Source organism: Candidatus Latescibacterota bacterium, assembly GCA_019038625.1.
Lineage (GTDB): Bacteria > Krumholzibacteriota > Krumholzibacteriia > Krumholzibacteriales > Krumholzibacteriaceae > JAGLYV01.
This window is the reverse complement of record JAHOYU010000198.1, coordinates 15,966-34,028: the sequence shown is the minus strand read 5'-3', so window position 1 is coordinate 34,028 and position 18,063 is coordinate 15,966. Positions and strand designations below refer to the sequence as shown.

Below are 18,063 nucleotides of genomic sequence, written 5' to 3'. Positions count from 1 at the left end.
GCGTTAAGGGGCTGAAAGAGTAGTCCCGATTGTGGTATTATTATAGCATGAAATACTTAGCAGATCCTGGGGAAGACACGCGCCTCTAACTATGACCTTTAGATGTCTACGAAACCGTGGGAAGTCCACTTGCTACCCATCGACTCCTCCTTTAAGGTCTATTGTAACCTGGAAGGTGTCTAGAGAACCAGGGGAAGTTCAGATAGTATATTTATTGTTATTCCAGATGAATCGAACTAATAAACGTAGTAATTTTGAAAGGAAGAAAAATGAGTTCTGAACCGAAAGTGAATTCTATAACTGATCTGGTGACCTATCAGGAAGAGTCCGTTGTCAGTAAGACCATAATTAAAAAAGAGACCGGTACAGTATCATTGTTTGCTTTTGACCAGGGGCAGGGATTAAGCGAGCATACCGCACCATTCGATGCTTTGATCTGTGTGCTGGATGGTGAAGCGGAAATTATGATCTCAGGAAATCCGTATATTTTGAAAGCGGGTGAAATGATAATATTACCGGTAAATGAACCCCATTCTCTGCAAGCTGTTAAGAGATTTAAAATGATGCTTACAATGATCAAATCCTGATTTGATCCGCAGTCGCATGTTAGGTCAGGAACAGGAAGTGAGAATGACGTTTACAAACACGCGTACCGTAGCAAAAACGCTACTATACATGGCCTGTACCGTAGCGTTTTTGCTACTATACCCGGCTGATTTTCACTTCAGTATTTGGTTGCATGGGACAGTAATTCCGCTATGATTAATGCTGGAAGGGGAGACTGGTCGGTGGCATTAAGCACTGGAGGTAATCATGAAGAAAAGAAAGATATTTATTACCGGATTTGATAAGGAACGGCTTGAAGAAATCATCGCTGTGGCTGAGGAGTTTGGTGAACAAAGCAGAAAGGATCTGGAGGACCTGGCCGGAGAACTTGCGCGAGGCAAGGTGGTGTTGTCCGAAGACATACCCCCGGATGTGGTGACCATGAACTCGAAGGTAGTTCTTCGCGACACCGATACTTCTGAGGTTATGACCTATTCTCTGGTATTTCCCAAAGATGCGGATGTGGACGCGGGAGCTATCTCTATCCTCGCTCCAATCGGTACAGCCATTCTCGGCTATGCGGAAGGAGATATCATTGAATGGCCGGTTCCCTCGGGAATGCGGCGAATCAGCATTGAGAAGATCATTTACCAACCAGAATCGGCTGGAGACTTTCATCTATGATGCAGCAGTAGACGTTGCACATAATCATGGATCGGATAAAGAAACAGAAGGAGAAAAGATGATCTATCACCGTTCGACCCGTGGATTCATTGGCACGATATTCCTGGCTATACTGTTGGTATGTGTAGTCGTTGAGGCTTCGGAGAAGCAATGGGTGTCCGTTGGTGATGCGATGCCGGACTTCACCCTGAAGTCCTATCAGGGCGAGACTGTAAGCTTGTCCGATTACAAAGGCCGCAATGTGATGTTGATGTTCCCCCGTGGGTATGCATATGAAGGAGGGTGGTGTCACTTCTGTTTCTATCGACATGCTCAGTTGTTTGCCCGCCAGAGTGTCGGAAATATTCCCGAGCATCTCGACCTGCAGATATTGTATGTATTCCCTTATGATAAAGGGTCCATCGAGAATTGGATCGCTGCCTTGCCATCGGCGCTCAAGAGTGTCGATGATATGAAGAATCCTTCGGATTATGGTGAACTGGATGAGGGTATGAAGAAGTTTGTCGACATAATAAGGAAAGTAGCTCCCGAAGCAATAACCTTGCCCGAAGGTGAGGAGGCTCCCACTCCGTTTCCACTGCTTCTGGACGAAGAAAGGAACGTGTCGAACCGGTTTGGCCTGTTCCAAACAGAATGGTCCGGGAGTAAGGTCGATCAGAACATCCCGGCAGTCTATTTGATCGATCGAGAAGGTATTCTACGTTTCAAATACATCAGCCAGCATACTTTCGACCGGCCGTCATTCGACTATTTGTTTGAAATATTTTCCCTGTGGGAGAAGAGCGACTGATCCCCAAGGGCAGATGGACACCTGGAGATATGGAGAAGCGTGAATAATCCTCCAGTGGCGAAACCTGAACGAAAGTACGAGTTGGACTGGCTCAGGGTGATCGTCACGATCAATCTGATACCATTCCACGCGGCCTGGATGATTACCAGTGTGAGTGGCTTTTCTTCTGTCGAAAAGGGAACCGTCGCCTGGAAGATACTCCATTACTACGTCAACTTCCTAAGCCCCATTCACATGTTTCTCCTGTTCCTCATCGCAGGGACGAGTACCTTTATAGCACTGCAGCACAGGTCACCAAAACAATACATAATGGAGCGAGTCAAGCGGCTCTTGATCCCTCTTTTTACCTTCATGGTCTTTCTCTTCGCGCCGCTCGGCTATTTCTGGCCTACCGACCTGGACCTCAGCGGAGTCAACTACTTTACTCAATTCTGGCCATGGTGCCTGATGACGACCTTTTACTCGGAGTCCACAGGCGGGCCGAACTGGGCTCATATGTGGTTCGCTGGATACCTCTTCATACATTCGCTTGTCCTGTTGCCCATATTCCTTCGCATCCGCGCCGGGAAGGACCGCCTGATCGATTCAATCGTGGGATTCCTGACGAGAAGATGGGGGGCGATATTCCTCATGGGTATACCTGTATCCCTGATATTTGCGATCCTCTCACCGATATGGCCGTTCTACAGGAACACCCTGTATTCCGACTGGGGATATTTTACATACAATATGGCAGCCTTCTTTTTCGGGTTCATCATCGCCCGCGACAAGAGGTTCAGCAAAACTTTCAGCAGGCATACAGTGGCAGCCCTGGTCCTGGGGATACTGTTCTCGGCCGCCAAACTGTTCATGCAATTCAATCTTCCTTCGTTCTCGACCAACGCGCATAATCTGAACTACGCTATCTACTCTCTGGTAGCCGGGCTTAACACATGGTTCTGGGTCGTGGCTGTCATGAGCATCGCGCAGAAATATCTTTCATTAACAAACAGGTTTCTAAGATATTTCAACAGGATCTCGTATCCATTCTACATCTTTCATCTGACCGTCATGTCGATAGCGGGTCATTACATCACCCGGTTGGGGCGAGGCATACTTGTCGAGTTTGTCATGCTCTGCGTAGCATCATTCGTTATCAGTGTAATATGCTGTGAGTTGGTTAAGCGTACCCGGCTCACACGCTTCCTGTTCGGGATCAAGGGGAAATAATATGCAGATGATCATGAACTAATCACAAAATCATTCCTGAACCATTGATAAATAATTCATTCCCGAACCGTTCTATAAAACCAACCACTAAACTTTTCATACACTTTAAACAGGCTCAGGGCCTTCACAAAAAATTACTGAATCATTCAAATTACTTCATAAATTTTCAAAATATTTCATATTGATCCTGGTGTAATAGTAGGGGATGGGGATTTCTTGTTAAAGTTTATCACATTAATCAACGAAAATTAATATGACCCGTCGATTTGTTTTTTATATCAACATCGACGATGGAAGCGTCAGAAAGAAAGATGAATCAAAATGGAAAATAAGTATGACAAAGAGATCAAGAAGATTATGATGAACATAGATTGTCCCAAAGATTTCAGATGTTATAAGCAGGATTTCAAGGATATATGCAAGGCAAAGGATTTTGGGATAGAATCCTATGTCGACTGTGGTGAAGATGATTCCCCTTCCTGCTTGTTTGCTTTTGATCTTGGAGACCTGACTTTATGTAAATGTACACTTCGGGTGTTTGTTTCGAAAAAGATGAAAATCTAGATGTATTCTTGCTTCACATGTAAATAAGGATAAGCTGGAAACAGTTTCTCGATAAGAGGCTTATAATGGCACAACTCATAGGCGTTGATATGACATCGAAAATGACCAGCAAGTCCAGCAAGAACGCGAGGAGCGACGGATATGATCATGTCGAATTTCGCCTGGGAGAGATAGAGAATCTTCCGGTAGCAGACCGGACAGTCGATGTCATCATCTCAAATTGTGTCATCAACCTTTCCCCTGAAAAAAGAAAAGTGTTCAGTGAGGCATTCCGGGTGTTGAAACCGGGAGGAAGGCTGGCGATCTCTGATATTGTCGCCACAGCCGAATTGCCAGATAGCGTAAAGCAGGACATGTCTCTTTTTACTGGATGTATGGCCGGAGCATCTTTCATACATGAACTTGAATCTATATTGCGCGAAGTGGAAGTACCTTGACAGATAACATAAATCCCCGCCATAGTATCAGATATTACCATCGTGGCAGAAGATACACAGTTCATTTTGCAGCTAACACTATCGATACGGCAAAGAATCGAAATTGCTATAACAAATGAAAATATTGGAACAGGAGAAAGACATGCTGACAATAGGCTTTCCTCGAATGCATAAAGAACCCGGCGAGGTGCGGGATTATTTTCCCGATTTGATGCACGGCCTTGCCCCGGGAGCCAAAGGGATCGTGATCGAGGAAGGCAGTGGCTCTGGAATCGATAAAGAACCCTGGCAGTATGTTGAGGGGCACGGCAACATCCATATTGGCAGCAATCAGGATTGCTATGACCAGGATATTGTCGTTCAGGTCCGTTCGCCGGAAGACGATGAGCTGCCCCGGATGAAGTCCGGCACCATACTTTTTTCCATGCTGCATTATTCCACGCATCCAAGTCGCATACGGTTGATATCGGAGCTTGGTTTTCGTCCTGTTTCCATGGACAGTGTGGAGAGTGATGATGGGGTGCGGTTGATCGAGAACCTTCGAGGTACGAGTTGGAACGCCGTGTGGGCCGGATTTCGCGCATTAAAGAAAACTTACCCGACCTTTGCTGACAAAGGTCGAAATCCTATTGAAGTAGTTATCCTGGGTACTGGACCGGTGGGTCGCTTTGCTGCTGAGGCTGCTACCAAATACGGTGATGTGACCCTGAATAAAGAGTACCTAAGTCGTGGAGTTCCTGGAGTGATCGTACATCTTATCGGTCGCAACATAACTCAGGATGAGACAGCGCTGAGAGCTCTGCTTAAGCGGACAGACATGCTAGTAGATGCTACCTCCCGCAGTGATCCTACTCGACATATTATTGCCAATCATCTGGTCGGTATTCTGCCAAAGCACGCTGTGGTCCTGGATGTCACAGTCGATCCCTACATCGCTGATCGTGAGCCGATTCAGGTAAAAGCCGTTGAGGGCATTCCTACGGGCAACCTGGATCAGTACGAGTTCCCTCTGGACGACCCCGCGTTCGATCTGCTTCCGAAAGGCGTCAGTAGCGCTTATCGACGGATGTCAGTAAGCTGTTATTCCTGGCCCGGGATAAAACCAAAGGAGTGCATGGATACCTATGGAAGTCAAATGCTGGGATTGCTAAAGATCCTTCTGGACCAACCCTTCGAGAAGCTTTCTTTAGAGAGTCCCGACTTCCTGATGCGAGCTCTATATCGTGGGACGTTAGAATATTACCAGCATCAACAGGCAAGGGGGTAGAAGACGCTATGAACGTGTGGTTCCTGCTGGCTGATATCAGTCGTGCTAACAGGTGGTCATCTGGTGCCGCCGTGCGCCCCTGCATTTTAACCTTTTGCTGATGAATGTGAAACAGACACTCAAACTGCTTGCACCATATATCGCCGTCGGTGTCTTCTGGTGCGGGTTTTCCAACGCGTGGCTGGCCATTCTGGCGTATCACGGACAGATCCTGTTCTGGTCGCGAAGATCTCTTTCCGACATGCGCTGGCCTGATCGCAAACGCATCATGCTTCTGGCTCTGCCTGCGGTACTTGCGGGACCATTGTTTTACTTTATTCTGCCCTATATAGCGCGTGAAGACCTGTCGGTGTGGTTAGCAGATCATCACCTGTCTCGCCTGTCCCTATTGGCGATGATTCCCTACTTCGGGATAATTCATCCATTCCTTGAACAGTTGCATTGGGCTGAGCTTCGCAAACACATTCAAGTCTCGCATCCTGTGTTCGCGGGGTACCACATAGTCGTCCTGTATTCTCTGCTGAACATCCCGGGACTCATCCTGTGTTTTGTAGTTTTTACAACGGTATCCAGCATCTGGTATCGAATGACAAAACGGACAGACAGTCTTGCCGCACCTCTTGTGTCACACATTCTGGCAGATCTTGGTCTCATCCTCGCAGCTTGGTTGAAGGTATAGTCGGATTAGTACAAATCTAGTTGTTTATGGTAGTTGGAGACTCTTTGTAATGCATCGTATGCTTAAATATGAAAATGTTTTCGAATAGTTCTTCCAATATTATTCCAGATGTCTTATTATCCCACCACTAGGGCATGTCTTACTCTGCTTGTTAAAGCTTGGCATCTTCAGCAAGAAAAATGGATGTAACCCGCAGGGTTAAAGCTTGAGGACTTTTTATTGTACAGGTATCTCCGGAAGGGAAGTTGACCCGACCAGATGGATGTTAAAAATATAAGAACGATAGAACAACTCGAACAATATGTTTCGTTTAATCCTGATGAACGAAATGAGATCGAAAAGATCATTAAAAGTCATCCGATGTCACTTAACCAATATTATATGGACCTGATTGACTGGGACGATCCGGATGATCCTATCCGCAGAATGGTGATTCCTTCTATAGAAGAAAACAGGTCAGAGGGAAGTTATGATACAAGTGGAGAATCTGATAACACCAAATTGCGTGGCCTGCAGCACAAGTATTCCCAGACAGCCCTGATATTGGCTACAAATCAATGCGCGTCGTATTGTCGCCACTGTTTCAGGAAAAGATTAGCAGGTATAGTATCGGATGAGATAGTAACAGACTGGAATCTGGTAGTTGAATATCTTGAAACGCACAAGGAGATCACAAACGTACTTTTAAGCGGAGGTGATCCATTAACATTACCGAATGACGAAATAGCAGATATTTTACAGAAATTAGCAGGCATTCAGCATTTGAAGTTTATTCGAATAGGAACACGGATCCCCGTAGTCGATCCTGACAGAATAATAGAGGACGATGAACTGTTGAATATTTTGGGAGATTGTTCTCGCGAAAGAAAGCAGTTATACATTGTAACGCAATTTGATCATCCGAAAGAGATCACTCCACGCGCTGTAAAAGCTATAAAAATATTGAATGACGCAAATATGACAGTTCTGAATCAGACCGTCCTGTTGAAGGGGGTCAATGATAAACCTGCAGTCCTGGCTGAATTACAGAGTAAGCTGACAAGGAACGGCGTCACTCCATACTATGTCTTTCAATGTCGCCCCGTAAAAACAGTAAAACATATCTACCAGATCCCATTATTCAGAGCTCTTGAGATCGTAGAAGAGACGAGGGCGATGCTTGATGGACCCAGCAAGAGATTTCGATTTGTCATGTCGCATGAGACTGGTAAAATCGAGATTGTCGGTCGTCTTGATGATCATATATATTTCAAATATCATCAGGCTAAAGACAAGCTTCTTGCAGGAAAACTGTTCCGTAAGAAACTCAACAAAGATGATTGCTGGTTGGAACTTTGACAGACAGCCGGTAAAAGAATTCTCTGAAATATAGTCTGATTCCATGATCCTTTCTGGACAGGGAGGCTTCGGTGAGAAGATTCTCGATTATTTTCGCCTGTGGCTGCTGCATCGGATGTATTCTGCTTATGGTCGGTTGTAGTTCGGATGAGAACATTACAGGGAGTGACCCGATAGCCTCGCTCGATGATATCCGGGTAGAGTTACCCTGCACCGGCGATGGTAATGCCCAGGCCAACTGCACCACCCCTGAATCTGACGAAGTATCTGCCACGCTTGTCGGGGACGAGGGAGTCACTTACGAGGTGACGATAAGGCTTCGTGGGCTTGTAGAGCAGAGGACATATACAGGCTGGATCATGAAGGACGAGATGTGGATCGCAGGGGGCACACCGGCCGAAAGCTCCTTCAATATATTCAGGATACAGATATCCTCTCCTTTCCAGATTTACTATTTAAACGCGGGATCATCCGGAATAGATCATTGTTTTCTGATGGATATTCAGAAAACCATTCTGATGGACCATTCAGCAACGATAACCCTTTATGCAGGTTCGGGTGGTGACGGGTTATCGACAAAGAATATGGATGACCAGGGAAACCCTATCATCGTTTCCGGAGTTCCTCCGTATCCCGATCCGTTCGATGGACAGTTCGTGCAGATCGATGTTCAGTCTTTTGCTGTTCCTGATGGCTGAACGGGATGACTGGTCTGCGGGTCAGGCCGTAAATTCCCTGTACAATCTTCATCCTTGTAAAACAATATTCATAAGTGTATCGTGGCACCTGATGAATCCTCTTCGGGAGATTTATGCAAGGAGGGTCGGCGTGTCGTTTAGATACGATATCAGGCTGAGTGGAGCCGGAGCTCACGGGTTGATCGATGCTGCCAGGGTACTTGCGGAAGCAGCAGCGATATATGAAGACCTTTATGCATCCGAGAGCTGTTCTTTTGGGCCGGAGGCCAGGGGGAACACCTGTCGGGCGGACCTTATCCTTTCAGACCGCGCCATCGATTCGCCCCGCGTGGAACTGGTCGATTTTCTGCTTGCCCTCACTCCCGATGCGTATGATGCCTATATATGCGATCTTAAACCAGGTGGGCTGCTTGTCATAGATGAGGAGATCGAAACAGACGACAGGGTTCATGGCAGACTCGAGCAGAAGGTGAGACTATGCATCGATACCGGGCAGGACCTGAAAAACGCTCAGACGAATATCATAATCCTTGGAATATTTGCCTCGGCATGTAACGTCATCAGCAGAAAATCGTTACAGGATGCAATCGTGAGCAGGGCTCCGAAAAAACTGGAAGAGGAATACCTGGCTTCCTTTGAATACGGGTTCGGGCTTCTTGAAGGCAGAGACATCCAGTGTCTGAACAAACGTGACAGGGACGAGGACAGATGAAACAACCTCTCGCGAGGCTTGCCGAAAAGACGGCGAATCTCGGCAATTACAATCTCAAATATATCCACATGGTCTCATCCAGTATCGATTCGTTGCTATCCGCGCTTGAGAGAGAGGGTGTGCGGGACAGGGTACATCTGTGGAGCTATTCCGTGGATATTCCAGGTGAAATGGATGTAGTTCGGAAATCCGCTCGATCGAAGGACGAGGCCCTCGAAATGCTTGGTTGCTATTATGCCCTGCAATTCCTGCATATGAACCTCAGGATGGTCGATCTTGTAAAACTTGAACTGGCGACAAGCACAGTGAGGGATCATACAAGCAGAAAATTCATGCTTGAGGTGGGCCGCATGTTCAGGCAGCTTACCAGGAGTTATATGCACGGTCTATTGAGTATCTTCCTCGAGGATATCTCTTATCCCGAATTCGTAATGCTCGGTGTGGGCACAAAATCTGACCAGGACGATATAGATCTTGGGATCGTGAGGCGGAGTGGTGAGGATCCTGAAGCGTTGAACAGGGCGCTGGGAAAGCTTTCGAACCAGATGTTCAAGACTGCCACCAGGCTTCATTTTCATCTGTCAGAATATGTTGGAAGTAAAAGCCTTACTGCCACAATAGAGGAGTATGAAGAAGTCCTCGACAAGAACGCCTACGATTTCATCATGGTTAACGAGATGATCGGGGCAGCTACCATCCTTGGCAGCAAGAATCTTCACGAAGAGTTCAGGGAAAGAGTCACAGACAGGTTTTTCTTCGACAGCCACAACAGGCAGAATCGTTTTCATGAGGGGTTTCTTCGTGGGATTCTGGGGGAGATCCGCTCGGTACTCTCAAGGCCTCTTTCAACTTACTCGATCAATCCGAAGGAAGACGGATTGCGACCTATCAGGGGGCTACTGTCCGCTCTGAAACTGGTTCATGGTATCGAAAAGGTCAACGCGTGGGAGATCCTGGATGAATTGAGGATAAAAGATACCTGGCGAAAGGAACAGTATGACGACATTGAGAAGACCCTGAGTTTTTTCGAACTTTTCCGACACCTCTATCAGTTACTGGTGGCTCAGGATGAGGAAATCGCCATCAGGGAGGAGCCTGTCGAGGCTATGGTAGCCGGTATCGCGCGAATGATCGGATTCGAAGACAGAGGCATGGTGCCTGCAGAGGATTTCATGCTGGTCCTTTATTACCGGTTTCTGGAAAAAAGTGTAGACGCGATAGACATCCTTACTGGAGATCTGAGAAAGCACCTGAAAGATGTCAGTGTCCTTCGGCCGATACTGTCGGGAAAGATTCATTCTGATCCGGATTACAATGGGAATCTCGCTGTCGATTTCATAAAGAAATCGTTCTTTTCCGCGAACATCACATACTGGGACGATTTTCTTGATGAACTGGACGACCCCTCTGGGGAGTTCTACAGCGAATTCATCAGATCGTTCGCGATGCTGCATAAAAAGATGCGCAGAAGAGTGGGATCTGTCTATGTCTCCGGGATACAGCATGATCCCGCGCCGATCCTGAAATTCCTAACGATCCTCGCGAAGAGGTCGGAGACCGATGAGGGAAGGGAACTGTTCGGATTTCTCAGTAGTCTGATGATAAATGAGTTGGGGGAACTGCCGGATGCATCAGACTCTCTCTCGGTGGTTTCCGTCTCACACCCGGTGATCCTGAATAATTTCCTGGCGAATCTGAGCTGGAAGCAGCTGGAGAATTTCATGGCTATCATAAGGAAGAAACCTGTACTGCCGGATACAGCGAAATACCACGGTCAACTTGTGGCCCTGACGAATATCCACAGGCAGAGCAGTCATTTCTTTCGAAGGCATTTCCATCCTATATTGAGCAAGTACCCCGTATTTATAAAGAATCTTTACAACAATGAACGCCTCCGGGAAATAAGTGACGGTCTGTACAGCGACCTGACTTCGCTGGAGCCTCTGGATATCCTCTTCAAGCGTGTCGGGGATTACTACGATATGGAATTCGTAAGAGTCAGCCTGCTGGTGCTGTCAGGAGCAGGCAGTGAACGAACCGATGCAGAATTTATAGAGTTCAGTGACAGATATACTCAACTTCTCTATGAGTTTGCGATGCAGGACGTCCATATGGCGCATGGTTATCCGGTCCAGACTCACGATCTGCTGGCCATGTATGCGGCGGGAGGACATGCCAGGGAACAGGGGTTCGACGATGATTACGATATGTTCTTTATCCTCGATTCAAGTGACGCAGAGACGATCACACTCTGCAACAGGATCGTCGCGAAGATGAATTTTCACATCCTCAAACGTGGAATACTTCCTCATCACCGTTTCGCCGACCATTTCGGAAGTTATCTGGTGAGTTTCGAACAGTTGGTCGATCACTTGTCGGGCACGAGCGATAACGTCTACGTCGACCTTTCACAGATACTCGGGTCAAGGATGTTGACCGGCACGCGTAAACTTGACAAGAAACTGATGAAGACTATAGTCGAGCCGCTGATCTTCGAGAGAAACAGAGAATTTGTTGATTATCTCTATCAGGAAACGATGGGGAGACATTCCAGTACTGACGCCTCCGTGCGCACGAACATCAAGGAGTGTCCCGGGGGGCAGAGGGATATCGAGATGCTTCTTCTCATTTATAAGGCGAGGCACAGGCTCAGAGATCCTCTTTCGAGAAAGATGCTGGAGAATCTCAAGGAACTTTCTCCGGAAAAGGCTGATGACTTCGATATGATCATTGAGCATATGAACTTTATCAGGAGGCTGAGAGATATATATCGTCTCAAGGTAGCAGCACAGGACGAGATAGAAATGGACTCTATGGGAGCAGTCGCTGAATCTTTCGGAATGGAGAATACACCTGAAGCGGCGAAAATACTCTACAACATGTTTATCGAGAGTACAGACAACGCATATATTACTGTCAGAAGACTTATGGATGGTGTCTGGAACTGAGCAGCGACAAGTATCTGCCTGACGGACTCTCTGGAAAACGTGTCAGGCTATCATTATTGACTGGTCGCGAATCGACATTTTCCTTTTTATGGAAGTCACTGCCAGTCCTCCGACCCAGGCCGTGTTCATCCCGTTATTATTATCCCTTATGTCCACAAAGACATCGCATAGCTGGTCGAGATCCTTGCCCTGTCTCATAACATAGGAGCCTTTTGAAATAACTCCGTGTCTGGCGAGATATGTAGCGATACTGACCGCCGCGGTACCTGACCCCGGGTCTTCCCACAAGCCGGATCCGGGAGAGAAATGTCGGGAATATGTGATACTTTTCTCGTCGAGTGAATCGAGGGTGAATATGTCGACCGTCTGGATACCGAACCTGTCATTCATCAGTTTCAATTTAATCAGGTCAGGATTCATATTGATAAGCGCAGACTGGTTCTGAATCGGGATCACCAGCTGGATGAGGCCGTTCGACAGGATCTCCAAAGGAAGGCCGGTATGAAGGACAAGCCCGGGATCGATGCCGAGTGTAGAGGCGATTTCGTTTAAATCAAGATCTGTCGTTCGATGATCAGTGACAGTCTGTTGCATCATGATACTGCGAAGAAGCCCGTTGTTTTCACCGGATAGTCTTACATGATCACCATTAATTGAATTGGTAGATCGCTGGCTTTCCTGTTCAAAAGTGAATTCGATGGGGATAGGTCCGACCTTGGTATCAATTACCACACGGGACATCCCGTCAGGCAAAGATATCAAACCATTTTCCGCGAGGACGAAGCAGGTACCGATCATCGCATGTCCACTGAGGTTGTATTCTACATCCGGAGTGAAGAATCTGATTTTTGCGGCGGAGCGTCCCGATTCGGGGGGACTGACGAAAGTCGACTCGGAAAGATTGATCTCCCCGGCTATCTTGTACATGTCATTGGTCGTAAGTCCTTCTGCGTCCGTGATCACCGCGGCGGAATTCCCATGAAAGGGAGAGGTAGTAAAGACGTCCACATATTTTATCTCGTATTCCTTCATATTTCCTTTCGTCTGTGGCGATCCGATTCGGAGAAGCAGCGGATTGCAACAGATGACCGGGTCATAGTTCAGGCGTGGATGTCGCTAAGTTATTGTTTTATACCAGCCCTGAAAGACAATATTTATGTTGCCACTCTTCCATCTGAGTATATAGCAAAAACAATTCCTGAATCGTGCGCGTGAGTCAGGTAAAGTTTAATCTACCCCTTCGAGATGTGAGAAATAATGGAATGTGGCTAGTCTTCAGGATTGTTCCCGGTAGGGATCTGCCGAAGTGATCCGAGTCTGTGCGCGTATGCCCTTGCCAGTTCGGCGCCGAAGAGGAAGACGACTGCCGACCAGTATATCCATAAGAGAACGATGATAAGGGAACCGGCAGCGCCATAGAGAGAAGTTACTATCGTCTTCTGAAGATAGAACCCTATGAGTTTTTCGGTGATGACCGAAAGAAGCGCCGTAAACGCTGCGCCGAACCAGACATCTTTCCAGGGAATATGGCGGTCAGGCAGTACACGGTAAAGAATAGCGAAAATGAAGGTGAACAGGACCGGAGAGAGGAGAACGGGGACCTGTGGCATGTATCCTGCCGATTTCGGAAAGGATTCGAGGATGATTTTCTCCGGAATGATCGTCAAAGTCTTGGAAATGAGCAGTAGATACAGCCAGAGGGCCAGGCCGATCAGCATAAGGAAGGCCAACATATGTCTCCTTATCATCCTCAGCACTCCACCACGGAAGCCTTTTCGAGCATCGTCAGCGAGCCCCCATATCACGTTCAGCGATCCGATCAGCTGCTTGAATACTCCAGTGGAGAATATGATAAGAAGTATAAGTGAACTTCCCCCGACCGCGACCGCTTCTGATGTGGTCTGACGTGTGTTGTCCATCACGCTTTTCACTGCCATGGCGGCTCTGGGGCCGACAGAGAGTTCGATCTGGACGAGAAGCTCATTCTCTACAGCTTCAGCGCCGAAGATCATGCTTATTGTTCCAAGCAACACTATGAGCAGGGGCGCGAGAGAGAGGATCGCGTGATAGGCTATCGCTGCCGACATCGCCGGCACATCGTCGTTGACCCATCCGTAGGCGGCATCCTTGAAAATTCCTGAAAACGATCTTAACCTTTTCATCAACATGTAAAGAGGTTACCTTTAAGAGGTGCTGGCCGTCAAGATTGCATATGGATCCTGGCAATGATGATTGGAGTCCGGAGATGAAGACAGGTGATATTCCTTCTGCTGCCCTGAAGGCGTATGAGAGGATCCACACACATTTGAGGCAGACCCCTCTTTCCCGCTCTGATTACCTTTCATATATGTCCGGTGGGGAAGTATTTTTCAAACTGGAAGATGCGCAGTACACTGGATCATTCAAGGTACGCGGCGCTCTAAACAGGGTGATGGCGATAGACGAGGGTGAATTCCCCGGAGGAGTAGTGACAGCATCGACCGGCAATCATGGCCTGGCCGTTGCCTACGCTCTGCGGAAAACGGGGCGAGATTGTATTATCTTCGTTCCCGAGACGGTGTCTCCAGCTAAACTCGATCGCTTGAAAAGCGCGGGTTCCGAGATCAGATATTTCGGGACTGACAATCTGGACACCGAACTTCACGCGAGGCGTTTCGCGGTTGAAAACGACATGCTTTACCTTTCTCCCTATAACGATCCCCTTGTGATCGCCGGCCAGGCAACTGCAGGATTGGAGATATCCAGACAGACAGGCAGGGTCGATGCCCTGTTCGCATCTGTAGGTGGAGGAGGGTTGATATCAGGAGCAGGAGGATATTTAAAGTCCATGAACCCGGAGATCGAAGTAGTCGGATGCAGTCCTGTGAATTCGAGAGCGATGGCAGAATCTGTGAGAGCTGGACGGATAGTGGATGTGGAGTCTCTGCCCACGATCTCCGACGGGACAGCTGGTGGTATCGAGCAAGGGGCCATTACCTTCGACCTCTGCCGTGATATAGTAGACCGGTTCATCGACGTCAGCGAGGATCAGATCAGGGCCAGCCTGAGAAGGATCATCGATGAAGAAGAGAGGTCCGTTGAGGGGGCGGCGGCAGTCTCCCTTGCCGCGTTCGAATCTGTCGCGTCAGAATACCAGGGTAAAAAAGTAGTTATCATCATCTGTGGCGGGAATATCGACCCAGCCCTTTTATTCGATATACTGGGTGAATGACCATTATCTCCGGCCAGCAAGATCGAGGTTTTTCTCGGGGTCGGCCCTGCTGAAGTCTTTCAGGAAATTGTCGAGAGTCCCGGAGATCGAATCAAGGATAAGATCGCGGCTGCGTCGATCGTCCGTGACGACAAGCCGGTCCTCTTCCCAGACAATTGATGATATCGCGTGAAATTCGTCGTCTCCAAGAAGGCAGAGAGCCGTCCGGTTGACATTTATATTCACAGAAGTAGCATATCCCCTGACTTTGCCGTCCACGATCCATTCCACACTGGTGATAAATACGCCGAACATCCCGGATTCAGGGCCCAGCTCATCTGTGAGATCCAGGCCTGATGACCTCAGGTGGATGCTGGCATAGTCGCGGACAAGGGAATCGTGGACGAGAATCTTCTCAGCTAGAGAATTGCAGAATACCTGTATGCCAAAACCTTCAATCCCATTGATCGAAGACCCGTCGTGACAGTTCACTTCCATAGCTTCTGTACCGCTGGATGCAGCTGTTATAATGAGGATAAAAACGAGGTATGTATAAATAGTCCTAAACAATGATGTCTCCTCTCATGATGTCGTTCTATCTCTATAGATTATACCATATAAGGCTTATTGACTTCAAATGACGGCACTTGATAAATCCCTTGTCGCTCAGTAATTCCTGAGCATAAGGCTGCCTATGCAGGCTCTATCAACAACACCAAAAAATGCAATTATAAAATCTAGACATTGGAAGGCGGCTCTGGTAGAATCGGCGCTAATGCGGCCTGGGCATCACAATGCGAAAGGTCATATCAGGCTATTCGGATAATTGTTGTGAGAAACAGCTTTCTCACGATTTTGTGTTGCTGGAACAAGCGATCCTTGCTTGTTCTTGCAGTCTGGAATGTAAATGGTCATCGAGATCCCAACGTTTCTGGAAAAGGAGTCCAAGGAATGATCAAGTTCAGTGAACAGCAGTTGAAGGTGCCGAAAATGATGAAGCCGGTATATCTTGTGACGGCTGGCCAATCGAAGTTCGGCAGGGCGATTCCCGAGAAAAGGACAGAAGAGCTATGCGTCGATGCGCTGACGATGGCCGCGGACATGATCAATATGTCAGCAGCGGAATTGAAAAAATATATCCATTCATGCTATTACGGACATTTCGCCGACCATTTCGGCGATCAGCTTCTCGGTGAGGCTGTAATCCACGACCGTCTCGGCCTGGATCCGCTTGGAAATATCGGTGTAAAGACAGGAGGGGCGACCGGTGGTTCGACTCTCTGGGAGGCTGTCAAGGCAGTAGCTTCCGGTTATTCAGACTGTGTGTTGGCGATGGGTTGGGAAAGGATGGACGAGGTTCCGACCGACGAGGGGAACTTCCTGATCTCATGTGCCGCTGACAAGGACTGGGAATCACCACTTGGTCACATTTATACAGGCTACTATGCTGTAATGGCTCAGAAATACTGGCAGGTCTTCGGTAAATCCGAGGATTCTTTCCGCAAGACCCTGGCCGAGATATCCGTGAAGCATCACGGATACGCCAGGATGAATCCTTTCGCGCAGTCTCCGATGAAGATCACCGTAGACGATGTACTCAATTCTCCGGTAGTGGCATACCCTCTCAGGGCGCTTGACTGCTGTCTGATGAGTGTGGGCGCCGCCTGCGCGATCATCTGTGATGAGGATACAGCGATGAAGCTTACCAAGGATTCCCCTCACAAGCCCCTTCGTATCTGGGTCGCGGCCGGTTCACATACGCTCAGGCCCGCCGACAGAAGGAATATGGAAATACCTCTTCTCCCGAATGAGACAGCCGATCAGTACAAGGACCTCGGGGAAAGGTTCCCTGGTGGAGACAGGTATCCGGGATTCACCGGGTTTCTTGGAGCGAGAATGGCAGCTTATTACGGGTACAGGATGGCAGGTGTAAAAGACCCGAACGAGGACCTGGATCTCCTTGAGCTGCATGACGCGTTCACGATCAGTGACGTTCAGTCGTATGAAGACATCGGCGTGAGGCCATACGGCGAGGGCCGTGATTATGTCGAGTCGGGAGACTGTTACCACACGAATCCGAATACAGGTGAGCCGGGCAGGCTTCCCTCCAATATATCGGGTGGGCTCATAGGATGCATGCACGCTGTCGGGGCGACTGGAATCATGCAGACATTCGAGGTCGCTATGCACATCTGGAACAGATGGGCCGAGATTCATGGTGACGATAAGAGATGGAAAGAGTTCTTCAGGGAGAAACCTGCTGACTGGACCGACCTGCAGGTCAAGGGCGCGAAGAGAGGTATGGCCATCAGCCACGCCGGCGTCGGCTCACATGTGACATCGACCATTCTTATGGATCCCGATCATCTTATCGACAAAGACGCATAAAGGAGAACGATAATGAGTACGTTCGGACAGGTAAATGTTAAGAACAGAAGATACAAGCTGAAGGGTGAATTTCATCACCCCACTCCCAATACGCCCATACGGAACGAAGATGATGGATTGAAGCTGATGGGGGTGACAAATCCGAGGGCTATGACCTATATCCACATGTATGGTGGAGAGGCACCATTCTTCGAAGCACTTGGAGAAGGTAAATTGCTGGCCACAAGATGTGACAATCCCGACTGCGAGTACAAGGGAACGATCTACCAGCCGTTCAGGATCCATTGTCCTGACTGTCTCGGCAAGAACACAGTCCTGGATATGACCGATAAAGCCAGGACTAAATCCAGTGTTCACACATTCATGGTATGTGAACGCTCAGGTGCCTTCAATGTGCTCGATAAGCCAATAAAGTTCATAAATATCGAGTTTGAGGGAGTCGATACGATCCTGATGAGTTACATGTCGATCGGTGAACCTGAGATGGGGATGAAGGTCGTTCCCATATTCAGGACGAAGAATCCGACATTTACGATCCTGGACCTCTCCTGGGTCCCTGACGGGACGAAGGCAGAAGATCTGCCTGAAGGGTTCAGTTTCTAGAATATACATG

General features: G+C 48.1%; 18 protein-coding genes. 15 read left to right on the top strand and 3 right to left on the bottom strand.

Going from position 1 to position 18,063, the window contains the following annotated elements; translation table 11 throughout:
- Positions 1 to 269: 269 nt before the first annotated feature.
- The 12 genes from KOO63_13770 to KOO63_13715 all read left to right on the top strand — a co-directional run bounded on the left by KOO63_13770 (position 270) and on the right by KOO63_13715 (position 11,872).
- Positions 270 to 587 carry a cupin domain-containing protein gene (locus KOO63_13770; GenBank protein ID MBU8922879.1) on the top strand — a complete coding sequence of 106 codons (318 nt, stop codon included), beginning with the start codon at positions 270 to 272 and terminating at the stop codon, positions 585 to 587.
- Between the two features lie 226 nt (positions 588 to 813).
- Positions 814 to 1,230: a nucleoside diphosphate kinase regulator gene (rnk, locus tag KOO63_13765; GenBank protein ID MBU8922878.1), complete on the top strand. Its 417-nt coding sequence runs from the start codon at positions 814 to 816 to the stop codon at positions 1,228 to 1,230.
- Between the two features lie 58 nt (positions 1,231 to 1,288).
- Positions 1,289 to 2,020, top strand: a complete 732-nt coding sequence (locus KOO63_13760; GenBank protein MBU8922877.1) for a peroxiredoxin family protein — start codon at positions 1,289 to 1,291, stop codon at positions 2,018 to 2,020.
- 39 nt (positions 2,021 to 2,059) lie between these two features.
- Positions 2,060 to 3,229, top strand: a complete 1,170-nt coding sequence (locus KOO63_13755) for an acyltransferase family protein (GenBank protein ID MBU8922876.1) — start codon at positions 2,060 to 2,062, stop codon at positions 3,227 to 3,229.
- 321 nt (positions 3,230 to 3,550) lie between these two features.
- Positions 3,551 to 3,793, top strand: coding sequence for a hypothetical protein (locus KOO63_13750; GenBank protein MBU8922875.1), 243 nt, complete (start codon positions 3,551 to 3,553; stop codon positions 3,791 to 3,793).
- A 65-nt stretch (positions 3,794 to 3,858) separates the two neighbouring features.
- Positions 3,859 to 4,230, top strand: coding sequence for a methyltransferase domain-containing protein (locus KOO63_13745; GenBank protein MBU8922874.1), 372 nt, complete (start codon positions 3,859 to 3,861; stop codon positions 4,228 to 4,230).
- A gap of 142 nt (positions 4,231 to 4,372) precedes the next feature.
- Entirely contained in the window at positions 4,373 to 5,497 is a 1,125-nt protein-coding gene (locus KOO63_13740) for a hypothetical protein (GenBank protein MBU8922873.1), read from the top strand.
- Between the two features lie 106 nt (positions 5,498 to 5,603).
- Complete coding sequence (locus KOO63_13735) at positions 5,604 to 6,176, top strand: hypothetical protein (protein MBU8922872.1); 573 nt, start codon at positions 5,604 to 5,606, stop codon at positions 6,174 to 6,176.
- A 258-nt stretch (positions 6,177 to 6,434) separates the two neighbouring features.
- The gene (locus tag KOO63_13730) at positions 6,435 to 7,514 is read left to right on the top strand and encodes a KamA family radical SAM protein (GenBank protein MBU8922871.1); all 1,080 of its coding nucleotides are present in this window, start codon (positions 6,435 to 6,437) and stop codon (positions 7,512 to 7,514) included.
- A gap of 71 nt (positions 7,515 to 7,585) precedes the next feature.
- Positions 7,586 to 8,212 (top strand): hypothetical protein, encoded by a 627-nt coding sequence (locus tag KOO63_13725; GenBank protein MBU8922870.1) that lies wholly within the window; start codon positions 7,586 to 7,588, stop codon positions 8,210 to 8,212.
- Positions 8,213 to 8,342: 130 nt separating this feature from the next.
- Complete coding sequence (locus tag KOO63_13720) at positions 8,343 to 8,924, top strand: 2-oxoacid:acceptor oxidoreductase family protein (protein ID MBU8922869.1); 582 nt, start codon at positions 8,343 to 8,345, stop codon at positions 8,922 to 8,924.
- The gene (locus KOO63_13715) at positions 8,921 to 11,872 is read left to right on the top strand and encodes a hypothetical protein (GenBank protein MBU8922868.1); all 2,952 of its coding nucleotides are present in this window, start codon (positions 8,921 to 8,923) and stop codon (positions 11,870 to 11,872) included. Before KOO63_13720 ends, KOO63_13715 begins: the two co-directional genes overlap by 4 nt.
- Before the next feature lie 42 nt (positions 11,873 to 11,914).
- Here the strand turns inward: KOO63_13715 and KOO63_13710 are convergent, their stop codons facing one another.
- On the bottom strand, positions 11,915 to 12,904 hold the full coding sequence (locus KOO63_13710; protein ID MBU8922867.1) for a PhzF family phenazine biosynthesis protein: 990 nt from the start codon (positions 12,902 to 12,904) through the stop codon (positions 11,915 to 11,917).
- 236 nt (positions 12,905 to 13,140) lie between these two features.
- Positions 13,141 to 14,040: a YihY/virulence factor BrkB family protein gene (locus KOO63_13705; GenBank protein ID MBU8922866.1), complete on the bottom strand. Its 900-nt coding sequence runs from the start codon at positions 14,038 to 14,040 to the stop codon at positions 13,141 to 13,143.
- Between the two features lie 77 nt (positions 14,041 to 14,117).
- Between KOO63_13705 and KOO63_13700 the strand changes: the two genes are divergently transcribed.
- Entirely contained in the window at positions 14,118 to 15,083 is a 966-nt protein-coding gene (locus KOO63_13700) for a threonine/serine dehydratase (GenBank protein MBU8922865.1), read from the top strand.
- A 3-nt stretch (positions 15,084 to 15,086) separates the two neighbouring features.
- On the opposite strand, the gene KOO63_13695 is transcribed toward KOO63_13700, so the two are convergent.
- Complete coding sequence (locus tag KOO63_13695) at positions 15,087 to 15,632, bottom strand: hypothetical protein (protein MBU8922864.1); 546 nt, start codon at positions 15,630 to 15,632, stop codon at positions 15,087 to 15,089.
- A gap of 381 nt (positions 15,633 to 16,013) precedes the next feature.
- Here KOO63_13695 and KOO63_13690 point away from each other — a divergent pair, with 381 nt between their 5' ends.
- Together KOO63_13690 and KOO63_13685 are read left to right on the top strand one after the other, a co-directional pair.
- Entirely contained in the window at positions 16,014 to 17,450 is a 1,437-nt protein-coding gene (locus KOO63_13690; GenBank protein MBU8922863.1) for a thiolase domain-containing protein, read from the top strand.
- Between the two features lie 12 nt (positions 17,451 to 17,462).
- Positions 17,463 to 18,053, top strand: coding sequence for a hypothetical protein (locus KOO63_13685; protein ID MBU8922862.1), 591 nt, complete (start codon positions 17,463 to 17,465; stop codon positions 18,051 to 18,053).
- Positions 18,054 to 18,063: the final 10 nt, after the last annotated feature.